14 protein-coding genes, 4 tRNA genes and 1 pseudogene are annotated in these 17,479 nt (G+C 60.3%); 5 read left to right on the top strand and 14 right to left on the bottom strand.

From position 1 onward, the window contains the following. The first annotated feature begins 19 nt into the window (after window positions 1-19). Window positions 20-3,667 (top strand): transporter substrate-binding domain-containing protein, encoded by a 3,648-nt coding sequence (locus PFZ56_RS01020; protein WP_170002362.1) that lies wholly within the window; start codon window positions 20-22, stop codon window positions 3,665-3,667. A gap of 98 nt (window positions 3,668-3,765) precedes the next feature. On the opposite strand, the gene PFZ56_RS01025 is transcribed toward PFZ56_RS01020, so the two are convergent. From PFZ56_RS01025 to rluD, 7 genes are all read right to left on the bottom strand, one after another. Further along, window positions 3,766-3,842, bottom strand: a tRNA-Pro gene (locus tag PFZ56_RS01025). 93 nt (window positions 3,843-3,935) lie between these two features. Next, window positions 3,936-4,011, bottom strand: a tRNA-Lys gene (locus PFZ56_RS01030). A gap of 5 nt (window positions 4,012-4,016) precedes the next feature. Further along, a tRNA-Pro gene (locus tag PFZ56_RS01035) sits at window positions 4,017-4,093 on the bottom strand. A gap of 9 nt (window positions 4,094-4,102) precedes the next feature. Further along, window positions 4,103-4,178 (bottom strand) — tRNA-Asn (locus tag PFZ56_RS01040). Window positions 4,179-4,474: 296 nt separating this feature from the next. Beyond that, window positions 4,475-7,039, bottom strand: coding sequence for an ATP-dependent chaperone ClpB (gene clpB, locus PFZ56_RS01045; RefSeq protein WP_102865463.1), 2,565 nt, complete (start codon window positions 7,037-7,039; stop codon window positions 4,475-4,477). 130 nt (window positions 7,040-7,169) lie between these two features. Continuing rightward, window positions 7,170-7,895, bottom strand: coding sequence for a peptidoglycan editing factor PgeF (gene pgeF / locus PFZ56_RS01050; protein ID WP_102882248.1), 726 nt, complete (start codon window positions 7,893-7,895; stop codon window positions 7,170-7,172). Continuing rightward, on the bottom strand, window positions 7,892-8,854 hold the full coding sequence (gene rluD / locus PFZ56_RS01055) for a 23S rRNA pseudouridine(1911/1915/1917) synthase RluD (RefSeq protein ID WP_102865461.1): 963 nt from the start codon (window positions 8,852-8,854) through the stop codon (window positions 7,892-7,894). The genes pgeF and rluD overlap by 4 nt, the downstream gene beginning before the upstream one ends. A 150-nt stretch (window positions 8,855-9,004) precedes the next feature. Here rluD and PFZ56_RS01060 point away from each other — a divergent pair, with 150 nt between their 5' ends. From PFZ56_RS01060 to PFZ56_RS01070, 3 genes are all read left to right on the top strand, one after another. Continuing rightward, on the top strand, window positions 9,005-10,027 hold the full coding sequence (locus PFZ56_RS01060) for an outer membrane protein assembly factor BamD (protein ID WP_102882249.1): 1,023 nt from the start codon (window positions 9,005-9,007) through the stop codon (window positions 10,025-10,027). A 124-nt stretch (window positions 10,028-10,151) separates the two neighbouring features. Continuing rightward, window positions 10,152-10,385, top strand: a complete 234-nt coding sequence (locus PFZ56_RS01065) for a PP0621 family protein (protein WP_102882404.1) — start codon at window positions 10,152-10,154, stop codon at window positions 10,383-10,385. Window positions 10,386-10,535: 150 nt separating this feature from the next. Continuing rightward, window positions 10,536-11,864 carry a sigma-54 dependent transcriptional regulator gene (locus tag PFZ56_RS01070; RefSeq protein ID WP_170002394.1) on the top strand — a complete coding sequence of 443 codons (1,329 nt, stop codon included), beginning with the start codon at window positions 10,536-10,538 and terminating at the stop codon, window positions 11,862-11,864. Here PFZ56_RS01070 and thiO read toward each other — a convergent pair. The 6 genes and pseudogenes from thiO to pilV form a co-directional block, all read right to left on the bottom strand. Beyond that, complete coding sequence (thiO, locus tag PFZ56_RS01075) at window positions 11,861-12,961, bottom strand: glycine oxidase ThiO (RefSeq protein ID WP_170002360.1); 1,101 nt, start codon at window positions 12,959-12,961, stop codon at window positions 11,861-11,863. The genes PFZ56_RS01070 and thiO overlap by 4 nt on opposite strands. Before the next feature lie 56 nt (window positions 12,962-13,017). Continuing rightward, complete coding sequence (locus PFZ56_RS01080; RefSeq protein WP_102882252.1) at window positions 13,018-13,419, bottom strand: type IV pilin protein; 402 nt, start codon at window positions 13,417-13,419, stop codon at window positions 13,018-13,020. A 15-nt stretch (window positions 13,420-13,434) separates the two neighbouring features. Next, window positions 13,435-13,632, bottom strand: a pseudogene (locus tag PFZ56_RS01085) (pilus assembly protein PilY); the annotation flags it as partial. Between the two features lie 295 nt (window positions 13,633-13,927). Further along, entirely contained in the window at window positions 13,928-14,368 is a 441-nt protein-coding gene (locus PFZ56_RS01090; RefSeq protein WP_170002358.1) for a PilX N-terminal domain-containing pilus assembly protein, read from the bottom strand. Window positions 14,369-14,409: 41 nt separating this feature from the next. Then, a complete protein-coding gene (locus tag PFZ56_RS01095; RefSeq protein WP_170002356.1) occupies window positions 14,410-15,120 on the bottom strand; it encodes a PilW family protein in 711 nt (236 codons plus the stop codon). Then, on the bottom strand, window positions 15,117-15,560 hold the full coding sequence (gene pilV, locus PFZ56_RS01100) for a type IV pilus modification protein PilV (RefSeq protein ID WP_170002354.1): 444 nt from the start codon (window positions 15,558-15,560) through the stop codon (window positions 15,117-15,119). Before pilV ends, PFZ56_RS01095 begins: the two co-directional genes overlap by 4 nt. Window positions 15,561-15,950: 390 nt before the next feature. Between pilV and PFZ56_RS01105 the strand changes: the two genes are divergently transcribed. After that, the gene (locus tag PFZ56_RS01105; protein WP_102882256.1) at window positions 15,951-16,475 is read left to right on the top strand and encodes a GspH/FimT family protein; all 525 of its coding nucleotides are present in this window, start codon (window positions 15,951-15,953) and stop codon (window positions 16,473-16,475) included. Here the strand turns inward: PFZ56_RS01105 and ispH are convergent, their stop codons facing one another. Then, window positions 16,476-17,423: a 4-hydroxy-3-methylbut-2-enyl diphosphate reductase gene (gene ispH / locus PFZ56_RS01110; protein ID WP_102865452.1), complete on the bottom strand. Its 948-nt coding sequence runs from the start codon at window positions 17,421-17,423 to the stop codon at window positions 16,476-16,478. Between the last annotated feature and the right edge of the window lie 56 nt (window positions 17,424-17,479).

Raw genomic sequence — 17,479 nt, forward strand, 5'->3', positions numbered from 1 at the left:
CCCACTATCTGAAGCGATCATGCATTCACGACTTTTCTGGCTTTTTATCTGCTTGGCGATATTGGCTGTTCAACCGGCAGCGGCCCAGCTTCCGAGTTTGCCCAATACGCTGTACAGCACGGCACGCCTCGATCACCACGACCTTGCCCTTGACGATGAAGACTGGCGTTGGCTGCGCCACAGGTCGGAACTGAAAATCGGTGCCGTGGCTACAGAATCGTCCCCCTTCAATGTCAGCTACAACGACAATCACTACGAGGGCATTACCGCTGACGTCAGCGCTCTGATTGGGCAGATACTCGGGGTTCGCATCAAGATCGTGTCCTTTGCCACCCGGGCAGAGGCCATGCAAGCCTTACAGGCTGCCAATATCGACTTGCTAGGTAGCTACAGCTCCGAGCAGCCTGCCGAGGCCGTCAGGTTTACTCGCCCCTTCGCCGAAGCCCGACTGGCACTGTTCAAACGCAAGGATGAATTGCGCAAATCGCCCTCCAACCTGGCCGGATTACGAGTTTCTGTGGCCCAGGAACACAGCGCGCAACTGCAGTCGCGCTTTCCCTTGGCCCACTTGATGGTCTATCCCACCCATGACGAGGCCATAGCCGCGGCAGCCTTTGGCCATACCGACATGTACGTGGACGATGTTCTGAGCGCCTACTTCCGCATCAATCGTTCCTACTACGGCTTTCTCAAGTTCGAGCGCTTCGCCGACTTTTCCCAAGGCGGCTACGGTTATGCGCTCCAAGAGGATAACCAGCGCCTGCTGCGGATTATCAACCAGAGCATCGACGCGATCGGTAAGGAAAAACTCCTCAATCTGAGTCGGCGCTGGGTGGGTAGCGGCTTCATTGCGTCGGACCAAAGGATGGCACTGACGCCGGAAGAGTCGCGCTGGATAGCCCGCAACCCAGTCATACGCCTGGTGATCAATGACGATCTGGCGCCCATTGCCTTCTTCGACGCCAATGGCGTTTTCTCGGGTGTCACCGCTGAACTGCTGGACGTGCTATCACAGCGCACCGGACTCGACTTCCAGGTCACCGCTCGCAACGGCGGCTACCCGGAACAGATTGAAGCCTTGCGCCGATCAGAGGCCGACCTGGCCATCATGACTGCCAGTGAACAACGCGAAGACAACCTGCGCTTCACTCGCTCCTTCCTGACCAGTCCCTTCGTCCTCGTGACCCAGACCGACAAGAAAGGCATGGCACAGCGGCCTGGAGACCTGGCAAACAAGCGCCTGGCCATCCCTTCCGGACACGTGACACTGCAGCATGTGCGCGAGCGCTACCCGAAAGCCAAAGTCATTGAAGTCGGCACCTCGCTGGACGCCATGAACATGGTCTATACCGGCGGCGCCGATGCCGCGGTGGTTTCATTGCCGGCCTCGCGTTACTACATTGTCCGCCTGTTCCAGAATCGCCTGGCTGTTGCCGATCTGATTCACACCCGGCAGGCGACCGCCAGCTTTGCCCTGAGGCGAAGCGATTCGGAACTGCAATCCATCCTCGACAAAGCCCTGATCAGCCTCCCGACGGACGATTTGAACGCCATCGCCAACCACTGGCGCTCACCGCCGGGCATGAGCAGCGAAACCTGGCGCGATTACGCGTTGATGATCGCCGAAATCATAGCTGGCGCTTCGTTGCTGCTCCTGCTGTCGCTGCTCTGGGTCTTCTATCTGCAACGCCGGGTCAAGGCCGAGAAAACGCTCAATGAGCAATTGCGCTTTATCGAGACCCTGGCAGAGAACATGCCCCCGGCCCTCTATCTCCGGGACATTGAGGGCAACATGCTGTCCTGCAACCGCAGCTATCTGCAGAGCGTCGGTCTGAGTGCCGAGGACGTCCTGGACAAGACCGTGCAGGAACTGCCTGATGAGCACTTTGCGGCAGGACCCGACCTGCACCAGAACTACCTGCAAGCGATCAATGACGGCAAGACCATTACCTCGGTATATGCCGTGCAATTGCAGGGCAAGGACGTCTGGATCGAGCACTGGATTCAGCCATTCCAGGACGCCACCGGTGTCACAAAGGGCGTGATCTGCGGCTGGCTGGACATAACCAAGCACCGTCATCTGGTTCAGGAACTGAAGGAGGCGAAGAATCTCGCCGATGAGGCCAGCCGGGCCAAGACCACCTTCCTGGCCACCATGAGCCATGAAATACGCACGCCAATGAACGCCATCATCGGCATTCTGGAACTGGCGCTCAAACGCGCCGACAGCGATCGGATCGAGCGCTCCAGCATTGAAATCGCCTACAGTTCGGCCAAGAGCCTGCTGGAGCTGATCGGCGATATCCTCGACATTGCCCGCATCGAGTCCGGACGCCTGAGCCTCTCGCCCAAACGCGCCAACCTGCGCGAACTGGTGGAATCAGTGGCTAGAGTGTTCGAGGGGCTGGCCCGGCAGAAATGCCTGAGCCTGATCCTCGAGATCGACTCCAGCATCAACGGCGATGTACTGGTGGACGGGATGCGTTTCAAGCAGATCCTGTCCAATCTGGTGAGCAATGCCATCAAGTTCACCGAAGCCGGTTTTATCAAGGTGACCATTTCCGGCGAGCTAGTGGAAAACGCTGTGCTGCGGGTCGAGCTCAGTGTCGAAGACTCGGGAATTGGTATTTCCCCCAGTAACCAGCAACGCCTGTTCCAACCCTTCGCCCAGGTAGAGCGCAACGTGCAGAACATCGAAGGCACGGGGCTGGGCCTGGTGATTTGTCGTTCCCTGTGCGAAATGATGGGTGGCCAGGTGTCGATGAGCAGCACCCTGGGGCATGGCACCCGGGTGGATGTGGCGCTGCGTTTGCAAGTACTGGAGCGCACGGCCACCTCTGAGCGTCCGCCTCAGGTCAAGAGGCGCTACACGCACCGTTTGCAGATTCTGGTGGTAGACGATCATCCGGTGAACCGCCAGGTCCTGCAGCAGCAGCTGTGCTTTCTCGGACATGACGTGTTCGAAGCGGAGAACGGCCTGGAAGCACTGCATCTCTGGCGCGAGCAGGACTTTGACGTGATCATCACCGACTGCCACATGCCCATCATGAACGGCGCCGAGATGAGCCGGGCGATCCGCCAGGATGAGCGGGACAAGGCCTGCGAACCAATGATGATCATCGGCCTGACCGCCGACGCCCAGCAGGAAGAAGTGGAACGTTGCATCCAGGCGGGAATGAATGATTGCCTGATCAAACCCATCAGCCTGGATGAGTTGGAAGAACGTCTGCTGGCCATGGGACAGGCCGATGAGAGCGAACGTGAGAACCTCATCCCCACGAAGCCCACCAGCCCCCGCTCTCCCCGGGTATTCGACCTGGAGTCATTGCATACCCTGGTGGGCAGCGAGCCGACGATGTTGCATCACATCTTGAGTGAGTTGCTCAGTAACAATCGCATGGACATGCAGAGCCTCGACACCTTGCTTCAAGAGCAGGCAACAGCTGAGTTGGCAGAGTTGGCGCATCGTATCAAGGGCGCTGCGCGCGTGGTCAAAGGCGAAGAATTGGTAGAGAGTTGTCGTCAGCTGGAAGATGCCTGCCTGAGCCCCGACCTGTCCCTGAACATGATCAAGGAATGCGTGGAACAGGTGAAACAGGCCATCATCACCCTCGAACAGCGCCTGTTTGAACAACGTAAGGTCTGGGAAGAACTGCCTATCGACTGACAACAAGAGGCTCGCCTCCCGGGCTGCCCCTCGACCTCAGCGCTTTTTTACAGACAAACGATAAAAGGCACCTCTAGAGGTGCCTTTTATCGTGAATATGGTCGGGGTAAGGGGATTCGAACTCCTGACATCCTGCTCCCAAAGCAGGCGCGCTACCGGACTGCGCTATACCCCGGTAAAAAAAAGGCACCTTTAAAAGGCGCCTTCTGCGAACAGAGCTTTTGGCGTCTGATCTTAAGATTCGATTCCAGCGAACTGGTCTCAAAAATGGTGGGTCGTGTGGGATTCGAACCTACGACCAATTGGTTAAAAGCCAACTGCTCTACCAACTGAGCTAACGACCCAAAAATGGTCGGGGTAAGGGGATTCGAACTCCTGACATCCTGCTCCCAAAGCAGGCGCGCTACCGGACTGCGCTATACCCCGGTTTGAAATTGGCTCCGTGACCAGGACTCGAACCTGGGACCCAATGATTAACAGTCATTTGCTCTACCGACTGAGCTATCACGGAACTACATATTTCAAGTTACAACGTTTTTACTTCATCCTCTTCGGCTTTCCCGTATCGCTACGTTCATGCCTCTGAGGCGCGCTATTTTACAATCTTCAAACTACCTGTCAACCCCTTAAATTGCTTTTAAGACAATGATTTGCGACTTCATTGCCGGTTTCTTCTACATCAGAAAAAACCTAGGGGGTGACTGACTGCGGGGCGCACTTTACAAGCCTTTTCCTTTCAGTTCAACGCCCTAGTGAAAAAAAAGGCCTCGCCATGCGAGGCCTTTTCATCAATACGCCACTGTGCGATCAGGCAAAGACGATTTCATCGTCCCGCACCGATGCAGTGACTGTTGCTCCTGGCAGGAAGCCACCGGACAGGATCAACTGGGCCAACGGGTTCTCGATCCAGCGCTGGATCGCACGCTTCAGCGGCCGTGCGCCATACACCGGGTCGTAACCCACGGCGATCAGCTTGTCCAAGGCCTCGTCGCTCAGTTCCAGGCTCAGCTCGCGCTCCGCCAGACGGCTGCGCAGGCGCCCCAACTGGATCTGCGTGATGCCAGCGATCTGATCCCGTGCCAGAGGCTCGAAGATCACCACTTCGTCGACCCGGTTGATGAACTCCGGCCGGAAGTGGGTGGACACCGCATCCATCACCGCTGCCCGCTGTGCCTCGCGATCCCCTACCAATTCCTGGATCTGTGCCGAGCCCAGGTTGGAGGTCATGACGATCACCGTGTTGCGGAAGTCCACGGTGCGTCCGTGGCTGTCCGTCAGGCGACCATCTTCCAGAACCTGCAGCAGGATATTGAACACATCCGGGTGCGCCTTCTCGACTTCGTCCAGGAGGATGACCGAGTACGGCTTGCGACGCACGGCTTCGGTCAGGTAGCCACCTTCTTCATAACCGACATAGCCTGGCGGCGCACCGATCAGGCGAGCCACGGAGTGTTTCTCCATGAACTCGGACATGTCGATCCGCACCATGGCTTCCTCGGTATCGAAGAGGAACTCCGCCAAGGCCTTGCACAACTCAGTCTTACCCACCCCAGTTGGGCCGAGGAACATGAACGAGCCACTTGGCCGGTTCGGATCGGACAAGCCAGCCCGGGAGCGGCGCACTGCGTTGGATACCGCCACCACGGCTTCGTTCTGGCCGATCACCCGTTGATGCAGCAGGCTTTCCATCTTCAACAGCTTGTCGCGCTCGCCTTCGAGCATTTTCGACACCGGGATGCCGGTCCACTTGGACACCACTTCGGCAATTTCTTCCTCGGTGACCTTGCTGCGCAGCAACTGGTTCTCGCTGTGGCCGTGCTGGTCGACCATCTGCAGGCTACGCTCCAGATCCGGGATCACCCCGTACTGCAGCTCGGCCATGCGGTTCAGGTCGCCTTTACGCCGCGCCGCTTCCAGCTCCTGACGCGACTGCTCGATCTTCTGCTGGATCTGCGCAGAGCCCTGCACTTCGGCTTTCTCCGAGGTCCAGACCTCCTCCAGGTCAGCGTACTCACGCTCCAGACGAACAATCTCTTCCTGGAGTTTTTCCAGGCGCTTGATCGCTGCCTCGTCGTCTTCCTTCTTCAGCGCCTGGGATTCAACCTTCAGTTGAATCAGGCGCCGCTCCAGACGGTCCAGCACTTCCGGCTTGGAGTCGATCTCCATGCGGATGCGGCTGGCAGCTTCGTCGATCAGGTCAATGGCCTTGTCCGGCAGTTGCCGATCAGTGATGTAACGATGGCTGAGCTTGGCCGCGGCAATGATCGCACCGTCAGTGATGGCTACCTTGTGGTGCACCTCATAGCGCTCCTTCAGGCCGCGCAGGATAGCGATGGTGTCTTCCTCGCTCGGCTCGTCCACCAACACTTTCTGGAAGCGCCGCTCAAGGGCTGCATCCTTCTCTATATATTGGCGGTACTCGTTGAGCGTGGTGGCACCGACGCAATGCAGCTCGCCACGGGCCAGGGCCGGCTTGAGCATGTTGCCCGCATCCATCGAGCCTTCGCCTTTACCGGCGCCGACCATGGTGTGCAACTCGTCGATGAACAGGATGATCTGACCTTCCTGCTTCGACAGCTCGTTGAGCAGGGATTTCAGGCGTTCCTCGAACTCGCCACGGTACTTGGCACCGGCAATCAGCGCGCCCATGTCCAAGGACAGCAGGCGCTTGCCTTTCAGGCCATCAGGCACTTCGCCATTAATGATCCGCTGGGCCAGGCCTTCGGCGATGGCGGTTTTACCCACGCCAGGTTCACCGATCAGCACCGGGTTGTTCTTGGTCCGGCGTTGCAGCACCTGGATGGTCCGGCGAATTTCATCGTCACGCCCGATCACCGGGTCAAGCTTGCCCTCCTCGGCGCGCTTGGTCAGGTCGACGGTGTACTTGTCCAGGGCCTGGCGCGACTCCTCGACGTTGGCGTCATTCACCGCCTCGCCGCCGCGCAGGTTATTGATGGCGTTTTCCAGGGCTTTCTTGCTCACGCCCTGACCCAGCAACAACTTGCCGAGCTTGCTGTTTTCATCCATGGCGGCCAGCAGTACCAGCTCGCTGGAAATGAACTGGTCGCCTTTCTGCTGAGCCAGGCGATCGGCCTGGTTGAGCAGGCGCGCCAGATCCTGGGACATGTTGACGTCGCCAGTGGGGTTCTGGATTTTTGGCAGTTGGTCGAGCTCTTTGCTCAGTTCCTTGCGCAGGCTGTTGACGTCGAAGCCCACCTGCATCAGCAGTGGCTTGATCGAGCCGCCTTGCTGTTCCAGCAGCGCCTGCATCAGGTGTGCAGGTTCAATGGCCGGATGATCGAGGCCAACGGCCAAGGATTGAGAATCGGATAAGGCCAGCTGCAATTTGCTGGTTAATCGGTCTATACGCATTAGTCACCTTCCTTTTGAGCAGGCCGGAGCGATGGACACACCTAAATAGAGAAACCTGCCAGATGATTCTCTAGATGCGGTCGATTCTGGGAGATTCAAGCGTCAGCTGCTTGACGCAAGTCAGATTAGTCTAGCGTTCAAGCCAGATAAGGGAGGCAAAACGCCCGGTACGTGGGCTGCGCCGATAAGAGAAGAAGCGTGGATCGGTCACGGTGCAGTAGCCACCACCATAGACCGCCGTCACACCCCGGGTGGCCAGACGCAGGCGCGCCAACTGGTAGATGTCAGCCATGAAGCGCCCGGCATTGACGCTAGGGACAAAGGCTTGCTCCGCGGCCGCTAATTGGGCAACGAAAGCTTCACGGACCTCCGCACCCACTTCGAAACTCTGTGGACCTATAGCGGGCCCCAGCCATACCAAGACCTCAGCGGCGGGTACATCCAGGCTGTCGAGAGTGGCTTCCAGCACTCCAGCTGCCAGCCCGCGCCAACCGGCATGGGCTGCCGCGACCCGGGTTCCGGCTCGGTTGCAGAACAACGCAGGCAGGCAGTCGGCGGTCATCACCGCACAGGCAATGCCTGGCGTGGCGGACCAACTGGCATCGGCGCTGACCACGACGCCAGGATCGGCGTGAGCCACAGCAATCCCGTGCACCTGTTGCAACCAGGCCGGGGCAATATCGAAGTGCTCGGTCAGGCGCCGGCGATTCTCGGCCACCGCTTGAGGCCGATCCTCAACGTGGTCGCCCAGATTGAGGCTGTCAAACGGCGCCAGGCTGACGCCGCCATCGCGGGTAGTAACACAGGCTTTGACCCCAGCCGGCGCGGGCCAGTCAGGAATCAGCCAGCCACTCATCCGATGAACGCCTCACGGTCCTGCTTGAGCAGCGACAACAACCAGACGAAGTCATCCGGCAGCGGCGATTCCCAGCTCATGCGTTGACCAGTGGTCGGATGGTCCAACTCCAGGAAACGCGCATGCAAGGCCTGGCGCGGGAAGTTTTTCAGCGACTCGACCATGGTCTGGCTGGCCGCCGGCGGAATGCGGAAGCGACCGCCGTAAGCCGGATCGCCCACCAGCGGGAAGTTGATGTGGGCCATGTGCACCCGAATCTGGTGAGTACGACCGGTTTCCAGCTTGACCCGTACATGGGTGTGGGAACGGAAACGCTCCAGAACACGGTAGTGGCTGACAGCCTGCTTGCCCCCCTCCATCACCGCCATGCGCTGGCGCTGCTGGCCGTGGCGACCAATGGGAGCATTGATCTTGCCACCCGCAGTCACTACACCGATCACGATGCATTCATAGATGCGGCTGACGCTGCGGCTCTGCAACTGAGCCACCAACTGGGTCTGCGCTTGAATGGTCTTGGCCACCACCATCAGACCGGTGGTGTCCTTGTCCAGACGGTGGACGATACCCGCACGCGGCACATTGATAATGTCGGGGATGTGATGCAGCAGGGCATTGAGCAGCGTGCCATCAGCATGGCCGGCAGCCGGGTGCACCACCAGGCCCGCAGGCTTGTTGATCACCAGGATGTCATCGTCTTCATAGACGATGTCCAGCTCGATGTCCTGGGCGATCCACTCACCCTGAGCCTCCTGCTCGGCGGTCAGTTCGAGAACGGCACCGCCGTGCACGATGTCCCGAGGGCGGATCACCGCTCCGTCAACAGTCAGGCGGCCGTCTTTGATCCAGGCGGAAAGGCGCGAGCGCGAATGCTCAGCGAATAGTTGTGCGGCGACTTGATCGAGGCGTTGACCGCCCAGTTCGGACGGCACCTCTGCGCGAAGTTCAATTTTATCGGACATGCTCGGACTGGGCGTCGGCACAGCCTTTGGTTTCGGCTGCGCGCTTGTGGTTAAATACGGCGTCTTTTGCCCCGAGGCTTTCAACGGGGCGCTCATCATAACAGGACGGCCCCGCCCAAGACAGCGGCCGTCATAGGGACGCAAGCCGCCATGCAAGTGAAACACCTGCTGCTGATCGCCATCCTCGCACTGACCGCTGCTTGCTCATCGAAGGAAGTCGTTGACGAAAACCTGAGCGAAGTCGAGTTGTACCAGCAGGCGCAGACCGACCTGGACAACCACAGCTACACCAGCGCCACCGCCAAGCTCAAGGCCCTGGAATCGCGCTATCCCTTTGGTCGCTACGCCGATCAGGCACAGCTCGAGCTGATCTACGCCAACTACAAGAATGCCGAGCCAGAGGCTGCGAAATCCGCCGCCGAGCGCTTCATTCGCCTGCACCCACAACACCCGAACGTCGACTACGCCTACTACCTCAAGGGCCTGACCTCCTTCGATCAGGACGTCGGCCTGCTGGCGCGCTTCCTGCCACTGGACATGACCAAGCGTGACCCGGGTGCCGCCCGCGACTCCTACAACGAGTTCGCCCAGCTCACCAGCCGCTTCCCCAACAGCCGCTACGCCCCGGACGCCAAGCAGCGCATGATTTACCTGCGCAACCTGCTGGCCGCCTACGAAATCCACGTGGCCGACTATTACCTGACCCGTCAGGCCTATGTCGCCGCCGCCAACCGTGGCCGCTACGTGGTGGAAAACTTCCAGGAAACCCCTTCCGTGGGTGACGGCCTGGCGGTGATGACCGAGGCCTACCAGCGTCTGCACCTGGACGAACTGGCTGCCACCAGCCTGGAAACCCTGAAGCTCAACTACCCTGACCACCCAAGCCTGGTTGATGGTCAGTTCGTGCCACGGGTGGCCGAAGCCGACAACCGCTCCTGGCTGAGCAAGGCCACCCTGGGCCTTATCGAGTCCCGTCCACCGCTGCCGCCGGGAGAAACCCGCGCCAATCAGGACGTGATGAAGCAGTATCAGGATGCCAAGGACGCGATCCCGTCGGAGCTCAAGCCTAAAGACAGCAACGGCGACGTGGTCGAGGAAGAAGAGCACGAGGCCACTGGCAACAACAGTGACCGCTCCTGGTTCAGCTACATGACCTTCGGCGTGTTCGACTGATAGTGCCGCAGTAAAAAAGGGAGACTTCAAGTCTCCCTTTTTCATGCCCGCAGCTTTATGGGCCTGTGCGCCCGCCGGACGCTTGGATAAACTGCTCCCTCTTTTCCCCATAAAGCTGGTCACCATGGTTCGTCTACTGTTCTGGATCGCTCTGATTGCCGCTGCGGTATGGTTCTGGCGCAAATTCAAGCGCCCCGCTGCAACTCCCCGCACACCCCAGGAGCCGGCGAGTACGCCAATGGTGCGCTGCGCTCACTGCGGCGTACACCTGCCTCAGGACCGGGCGTTGAGCCTGTCACAACAGTGGTACTGCAGCCAGGCCCATCTGGAGCAGGGCCCGGGCAGCCAGGATCGCTGAGCCCTACACCCATCGTCCGCACAATTGGCGACAAAATAACCCGCCCCCGGCACCCTGCGCCGCCCATCCCAAGGGCCTAGACTGAGCTCTCGCCCCCCAACACGGGCGCTATTGCCCGCTGTTGACTGACCCATGAAAACGGCAGCCGCCATGAACCCAATGCCCAGGGTGCTGGTGGTCGATGAGGCCATGGAAGTCCGTGCCCTCGTGGAAATCACCCTCGGCCGCATGCGCCTGCACACCCAAAGTGCCCGTACCTTGCAGGAAGCTCGGACTCACCTGGCCCGGGAGCGCTTCGACCTGTGCCTGACAGACCTGCATTTGCCGGATGGCAGCGGACTGGACCTGCTGCTGCATATTCGCCAATGCCACCCTCAATTGCCGGTCGCACTTCTAAGCAATGACCCAGGCACGCAGGCCAGCGCCCTGGAAGTCGGGGCTTGCGACCTGCTGCACAAGCCTCTACACCCCATGCGCCTTCGAGAATGGATAAGCAGCAGACTGAAGCGGCTGCCCACCACCACAAAAAACCTACCCGACCATCAGTTGTTGGGGCACTCACCGCCCATGGACAACCTGCGCCAACACATCGACAAGTTGGCCCCCAGCCTGGCAGCGGTCTACATCAGCGGCGAATCCGGCAGTGGCAAGGAGCGAGTGGCGCGTTTGATCCACCAGTTGGGTCCCAGGGCCAGGGCGCCCTTCATTCCGGTCAACTGTGGCGCCATTCCTGGCGAACTGATGGAGAGTGAGTTTTTCGGTCACCGCAAAGGCAGCTTCAGTGGCGCCCTGGCTGATCAGCCTGGACTGTTCCAGGCCGCTGAGGGAGGAACCCTGTTCCTCGACGAGGTCGCCGACCTGCCTCTAGCCATGCAGGTGAAGCTACTGCGTGCACTGCAGGAAAGGTCTGTGCGCCCGGTGGGCAGCCAGGAGGAAAGAGCCGTCGATGTGCGGATTCTCTGTGCCACTCACAAGGATCTGAAGTGTGAGGTAGAGTCCGGCCGCTTTCGCCAGGATCTCTACTACCGCTTGAATGTGATCGAACTGCGAGTCCCCGCGCTGCGCGAGCGCCCAGGAGATATCGAGATACTGGCGCGGCATATTCTGCAACGCCTGGCCAAATCCAGCGACAAGCCTGCCACCCAACTAAGCCCGCAAGCACTGCAAGCCCTGGAGCGCTACGACTTTCCCGGCAACGTACGTGAACTGGAAAACCTGCTGGAGCGGGCCCAGACCCTTTGCGAGGGTCCGTGGATCGAGCTGAGCGACCTGCATCTGCCTGTCAGTGAACACCAGGACGTCCCGTCCCCCTCGCTCCCTCCCAACCTGGACCTCGCGCTGCACCTGCAACAGGTGGAGCGCCATTTACTGCTCCAGGCCCTGGAGGAAAGCCGCTGGAACCGCACGGTGGCGGCCCGACGGCTGAGTCTGTCCTTGCGTTCGATGCGTTACCGCATGAAGAAGCTTGGCCTGAATTAAATTCGACCTTCGGGCGCATAAGGCGCCGGATCGATGATCGGCGCTTGTCCCAGCAGCAGGTCGCAAAAAAGCTGGCAGGAAGCAGGCGCCAGCACCAGGCCGTTACGGTAATGCCCGCAGTTGAGCCACAAACCGGCAAAGCCGGGAACTGGCCCGATGTAGGGAATGCCCTCCGGCGACCCCGGGCGCAGCCCAGCCCAATGCCCCACGACCTCAGCGTCCGCCAGTGCCGGGATCAGCTCGACAGCAGAAGCCTTGAGGCTTTCCAGAGCGGATGCAGTAGGCGTCTTGTCGAACCCTTCGTGCTCCAGGGTACTGCCCACCAGGATGTGTCCGTCACGCCGGGGAATCGCATAACGGCCCTTGGCCAGGACCATGCAGGACAGGAAGTCGGCAGCGCATTTGTACAGGATCATCTGCCCTTTGACCGGTTCCACCGGCAGTACAAGCCCCAGGCTGCCCAGTAACTCGCCACTCCAGGCCCCGGCGCAGAGCACCACCTGATCGGCGCGGATCTCACCCAGCGAACTGTGCACGCCTGCCACCTGCCGGCCTTCACAAATAAAGCCGCTGACGCTGCACTGCTCGTCGATGTGCACGTTGGGCAAAGCCTGCAAAGCGGCCTTGAGGGATTTGACCAGCCGCGGATTACGCACATTGGCCACATTGGCCATGTAGATCGCCCGCTGGTAGCCGCTTCCCAGCACCGGCACCCCATCATGTACCGCCGAGATATCCACAGCGCTCAGGGGCCGACCCTCGCGCCGCGCCCATTGCAGGGCCTGGGCCTCATCCTCCAGGTCCAGCCAGTAGAGCCCGGTGGTATGCACTTCGGGATCAACCCCGGTAGCACTCAGCAGTTGCTCCGCCAGCTGTGGATAAAAGTCCTGGGACCAATGGGCCAGCGCCGTGACTGCCGGGCTGTAGCGCCAAGGGTACAGCGGCGAGACGATGCCTCCACCAGCCCACGACGACTCACTCCCCAGTTCCGAACGCTCTACAAGCCGCACCTGCTGGCCCCGGGACGCCAGATTGAAAGCCGTGAGCAGGCCGATCACTCCGCCGCCCACCACCAGCACTTGCTGTTGCTTGACCATAATTCGATCCAATCATGAGAAAGACAGTGGGCGCCGCAGCTCCCTGATACAGAGACTCAGCGTCCCCAGCAATCCTTAGCCGCCAGCCCGTCGGCTTGGCCGCTGATGCTGGTGGCACCTGTCTGATCGATGCTGAAGCTGCCGCATTTGTCCCCCGCCATCATCCCATCGGCTTTTGGCGTCGCGGTCAGCGAGAACCCGCTGTCGCTCAGAGTCGGGGTGATGCTGTAGTACTCATTGCCGGTGCTCAGATCCGGGGCGTTGCTGTAGGCACCGGTCTTGGAGAAGTGGCGCTCAAGTTGCTGCGCCTGTTCGGTGAGCAGCACGGCGATTTCACTGCGATGGGGCTTCTTCATGTATTCGGTGATGCTGGGAAGGCTCAAGGTAAGGACCAGACCGATGATCGCAATCACGATCATGATTTCGATCAGGGTGAACCCTTGGTTGGATCTGCGCATGGTCAAGAATCTCGCTTACTGAATTTGTCGCCACAGGATGCGCCGGCTGCCACCGTCGTTTTTGTCCACCCGGGTGCCGATGCCGCCATTGGAATCGCGGATGATCTTGCCAGTGCCATGGGTGTGCGCAACCGCAGCGTCGAGCATCTTACCGCTGAACGCTTGCAGCTCGATCAATTTCCCACTACCAGTGTTTGAGTCGGAGCCATCGATCTTGAACGGCAGAAGGTTGCAGGACACCCGCCTAGCGTCACGAACATGCACCGGCCGCCACGGAACCACACCCATGGGCTGGCCGGCACTGCCCATCGTTGCACAAGGCAAGACCTGTCCGCGTACAAAGGGCAGAACATAAGGAGTGCCGGTTATCACTTCAGGCACTGCTGCAACAGCGCCTGGGAGTAGGCTGTTGGCGGGACCGCGCGCCTGGGCCGGGCCCCCTTGCCACAAACTGCCCAGCAACGTAGCGGCAACGACGAGCAAAAGCCGGCTACCTTTCGAATCAGGTTCAGTATTTGGCATAAATGCTCTCCAAGACGCTGCGCGAATGACCGGCCAAACCCACGGCAGTCACTCGATACAAGGTGGCGACGGTATTGATCGGCAGGTTGACCGCATCCGTAGAAGCCCCCAGGTTCTGCACCCCATAGAAACCCTCTCCGGTGGCGATCCAGGTTACGGCGGAAACACTGTTGAAGCCCGAGCTGCTGACCGCTGCAGACTCAGCGGGAGGGGCACATTCAGAAGGATTGGCGCATACCGACAAACGATAGTCATCCATGCGCACCGCGTTTTCCCCGAGGCGCAAGGCCGCTTCTGCAGCCTGGAATGCGCGGTTGTTCAAGGTCAGGCTGGCGCTCATCTTTTCCTGGAGGATGGCGTTCTGCAGCGATGACAGGCCGATCATGGTCAGCAGCAACAAGAACACCAGGCTCATCAACAGCGCCATGCCTCTCTCCCTGGTGGGCCCTGCGCGATTGATGCCAGGCATCAGGGCAACCTGTTACGCAAGGCCGCCACTAGCGTAAAGCGCTGCGGGCGCACACGCTGCTGGGGATCGGCCAATGTCAGCTGCAACCGCACGCTGCGAATACGTGCCGGATCTCCCGGGTTGCGGCTGTAGCTGGAAGCGGCACTATCCGTTGCGGTACGGGCCATGCCGAAACTCACGTCGAAGGTCTCGACATTATCCAGCAGCACCGCCTGCTGCTTGCCCAAGCCGCTGCCCAGCATCAATTGGTGGTCCTGGAAGCTATAGAACAGCCGGCGCAAGGCCAGGACCTGCTGCCCGTGCTCCCCTTGATGAGCACCCGAATAGACCACGGCGCTGCGCCGACAGTCGGTGACCAGGCTCCAGGTCGGCGTCCCGCCATAATCACCGATGTCGGCGGTGATCAAGGTCAGCTTGCGCTCGACATTGCTCCACTGAATCGGGGTGGCCGCGTAGCGGGAAAACTCCTTAGCCGTACTGCGATCATTGACGGTGCGCAGGCAACCGGAAAGCCCTGCCATGCGAATTTCCTGGAGCATCTTGCTCAGAACAAAACGCGCATCCTCCAGCAGGTAGGCCGAGGCGTTCTGGCTAAGGTAAGTAGCCTTCGCCGCGATAAACACCTGAGCCGCACCCAACACCAGCACCAGGCTCAAAGCCAGTGCCAGCATTATCTCTACCAGCCCGAAGCCATGACTGCCCTGCCTCATCGCGCCCCTCTCGAATCCACGGCCACGCGGCTGCTGAGCACCAGAGCGCGCTGACTGCGCGAATGCCCCTCGGCCCGGGAATCGTCCCACGTGATGCGGATGGTATAGACCTGCTGATTGACACTGATACTGCCCTTGGCGCTGGCCCCCCCGAAGTTCGCCACGTTATTGGCGAAATCATGCAGGTCCTGATCCCGCACATTGCCCGGGCTGCCTGCGGCGGGCGTGGCAACACCATAGTCGGCCGCCGTATTGGCACGGATCCGGTCAAGCATGTCGTAGGCAATAAAGCTGGCCTGGGTGCTCATCCGTGAACTGTCGGTGTACTGCAAGGCCTTGATCTGGACCGCCGCGGCCCCCAGCAGCCCCACCGCAAGAATCAACAGGGCCACCAGCACCTCGATCAGGGTCATGCCGTCCTGTGCATGCTGCTCCCTCATGTTCCAATCTCCGTCACGCTCCCAAGCCCATGCAGACAACCACCGATCTCCGATGAAGCAGGCTCGTGTGAGCCCACAGAAACGATGGAAACCACTGCTCTCGACTTCAAAGGTTAGTGCCAGAGTCAGCCCCGGGCCGCCTCGCGGAACAACCCGCAATACATTGCTCACAGCCCCCTTACCTCTCCCTTGAGGCCGAGCCGCAAGGGCCCAGGCGCCGGGTCGTTCCAATCGGGTGAAACCCTTTGTACCCAAATACACCACCCATCCTGGAACAGGCATCGGCTATAACGGGCGGCGACTCGCCCCATCCCAGACCGGCAAGTTGGTCATCTGCTCAGCGCCTGCATACGGATAGCGTGAACGCCTCATCTCCAGGGAGGAGACACCATGCATGAAAAGGGCTTCAGCCTGATTGAACTGCTGATCGCGCTGGCCTTGCTGGCACTTTTGCTGCCGCTGTCCACGGCTGCGCTCAGTGAACTATTGCGCACCAATCGACAGCAGGAAGCTGCGCAGATGCTCGCCAGCGGCCTGCGCAATGCACGGGCGGCGGCCATCCTGCACCAGCGCACCGCGCTGATACATAGTCTGAACGACGACTGGAGCCAGGGCTGGCGCATCATTCTGGATGTCAGTGGCAAGGGTTGGGAGGATCCAGAGAATCCGCTGCTGATCGAGCGTCAGAGCGGTGGGCAAGTGCTGATTGTGGGTAATCGTCCGGTCCAGCACTTCGTGCGCTTCAGTGCCCAGGGCAATCCGTTGCTGCCCAGTGGCGCCTTCCAGGCCGGCACCTTGCATATTTGCCAGGCCGACCAGGAACACAGCCGCCACCAGGTGGTGCTGTCGCGCAGCGGGCGGGTCAGCCTGCGCAGCGAAACCGCCGAGCAGGCCCTTTGCGTGGGAGTGGACTGATCAGAGCAGGGAGCGAACCCGCAACTCTTTGGGCATGGAGAAGGTGATGTTCTCTTCGCGGCCGGCCAACTCGTCGGCACCGGTGGCGCCCCAGGCCTGCAACTGCTGGATCACCCCACGCACCAGCACTTCCGGAGCCGAAGCGCCGGCGGTAATGCCGATGCGCTCGACACCGTCGAACCAGCTGCGCTGCAGGTCCTCGGCACCGTCGATCAGGTAGGCGGGAGTGGCCATGCGCTCGGCCAGCTCGCGCAGGCGGTTGGAGTTCGAGCTGTTGGGACTGCCCACCACCAGCACTACATCGCACTCGTCAGCCAGTTGCTTGACCGCGTCCTGGCGGTTTTGCGTGGCGTAGCAGATATCGTCCTTGCGCGGTCCGCCAATGGCCGGGAAACGCGTGCGCAAGGCATCGATCACCCGGCTGGTATCGTCCATGGACAAGGTGGTCTGGGTCACGAACGCCAGGCGTTCAGGGTTCTGTACCTGCAGCTCGGCTACATCCTTTTCATCTTCCACCAGGTATATGGCGCCGCCGTTGCTGGCGTCGTACTGACCCATGGTGCCTTCGACTTCAGGGTGGCCGGCGTGTCCGATGAGGATGCACTCACGACCATCACGGCTGTAGCGCGCCACTTCGATATGCACCTTGGTCACCAGCGGGCAAGTGGCATCGAACACTTTGAGACCGCGACCGGCCGCTTCACTGCGTACAGCCTGGGAGACACCGTGGGCGCTGAAGATAACGATGACGTCGTCCGGCACCTGCTCCAGCTCTTCGACGAAGATCGCGCCACGATTGCGCAGGTCTTCGACGACAAATTTGTTGTGCACCACTTCATGCCGGACGTAGATCGGCGGCCCGAAGACTTCCAGGGCGCGATTGACGATTTCAATCGCCCGGTCCACACCGGCGCAGAAGCCACGGGGATTGGCGAGTTTGATTTGCATGCTGTGCCTCGTGTCTTGCGCGCAAGAAGTTAGATCGTTATAGACAGCGGATCGCC

The sequence above is a fragment of the Pseudomonas danubii genome, from assembly GCF_042980055.1.
Lineage (GTDB): Bacteria > Pseudomonadota > Gammaproteobacteria > Pseudomonadales > Pseudomonadaceae > Aquipseudomonas > Aquipseudomonas danubii.

Bases quoted from the DNA above. Each gene is read 5' to 3' on its own strand.
- PFZ56_RS01020 (WP_170002362.1), top strand. From the start codon at position 20: ATGCATTCACGACTTTTCTGGCTTTTTATCTGCTTGGCGATATTGGCT.
- clpB (WP_102865463.1), bottom strand. From the start codon at position 7,039: ATGCGTATAGACCGATTAACCAGCAAATTGCAGCTGGCCTTATCCGAT.
- pgeF (WP_102882248.1), bottom strand. From the start codon at position 7,895: ATGAGTGGCTGGCTGATTCCTGACTGGCCCGCGCCGGCTGGGGTCAAA.
- rluD (WP_102865461.1), bottom strand. From the start codon at position 8,854: ATGTCCGATAAAATTGAACTTCGCGCAGAGGTGCCGTCCGAACTGGGC.
- PFZ56_RS01060 (WP_102882249.1), top strand. From the start codon at position 9,005: ATGCAAGTGAAACACCTGCTGCTGATCGCCATCCTCGCACTGACCGCT.
- PFZ56_RS01065 (WP_102882404.1), top strand. From the start codon at position 10,152: ATGGTTCGTCTACTGTTCTGGATCGCTCTGATTGCCGCTGCGGTATGG.
- PFZ56_RS01070 (WP_170002394.1), top strand. From the start codon at position 10,536: ATGAACCCAATGCCCAGGGTGCTGGTGGTCGATGAGGCCATGGAAGTC.
- thiO (WP_170002360.1), bottom strand. From the start codon at position 12,961: ATGGTCAAGCAACAGCAAGTGCTGGTGGTGGGCGGCGGAGTGATCGGC.
- PFZ56_RS01080 (WP_102882252.1), bottom strand. From the start codon at position 13,419: ATGCGCAGATCCAACCAAGGGTTCACCCTGATCGAAATCATGATCGTG.
- PFZ56_RS01090 (WP_170002358.1), bottom strand. From the start codon at position 14,368: ATGGCGCTGTTGATGAGCCTGGTGTTCTTGTTGCTGCTGACCATGATC.
- PFZ56_RS01095 (WP_170002356.1), bottom strand. From the start codon at position 15,120: ATGAGGCAGGGCAGTCATGGCTTCGGGCTGGTAGAGATAATGCTGGCA.
- pilV (WP_170002354.1), bottom strand. From the start codon at position 15,560: ATGAGGGAGCAGCATGCACAGGACGGCATGACCCTGATCGAGGTGCTG.
- PFZ56_RS01105 (WP_102882256.1), top strand. From the start codon at position 15,951: ATGCATGAAAAGGGCTTCAGCCTGATTGAACTGCTGATCGCGCTGGCC.
- ispH (WP_102865452.1), bottom strand. From the start codon at position 17,423: ATGCAAATCAAACTCGCCAATCCCCGTGGCTTCTGCGCCGGTGTGGAC.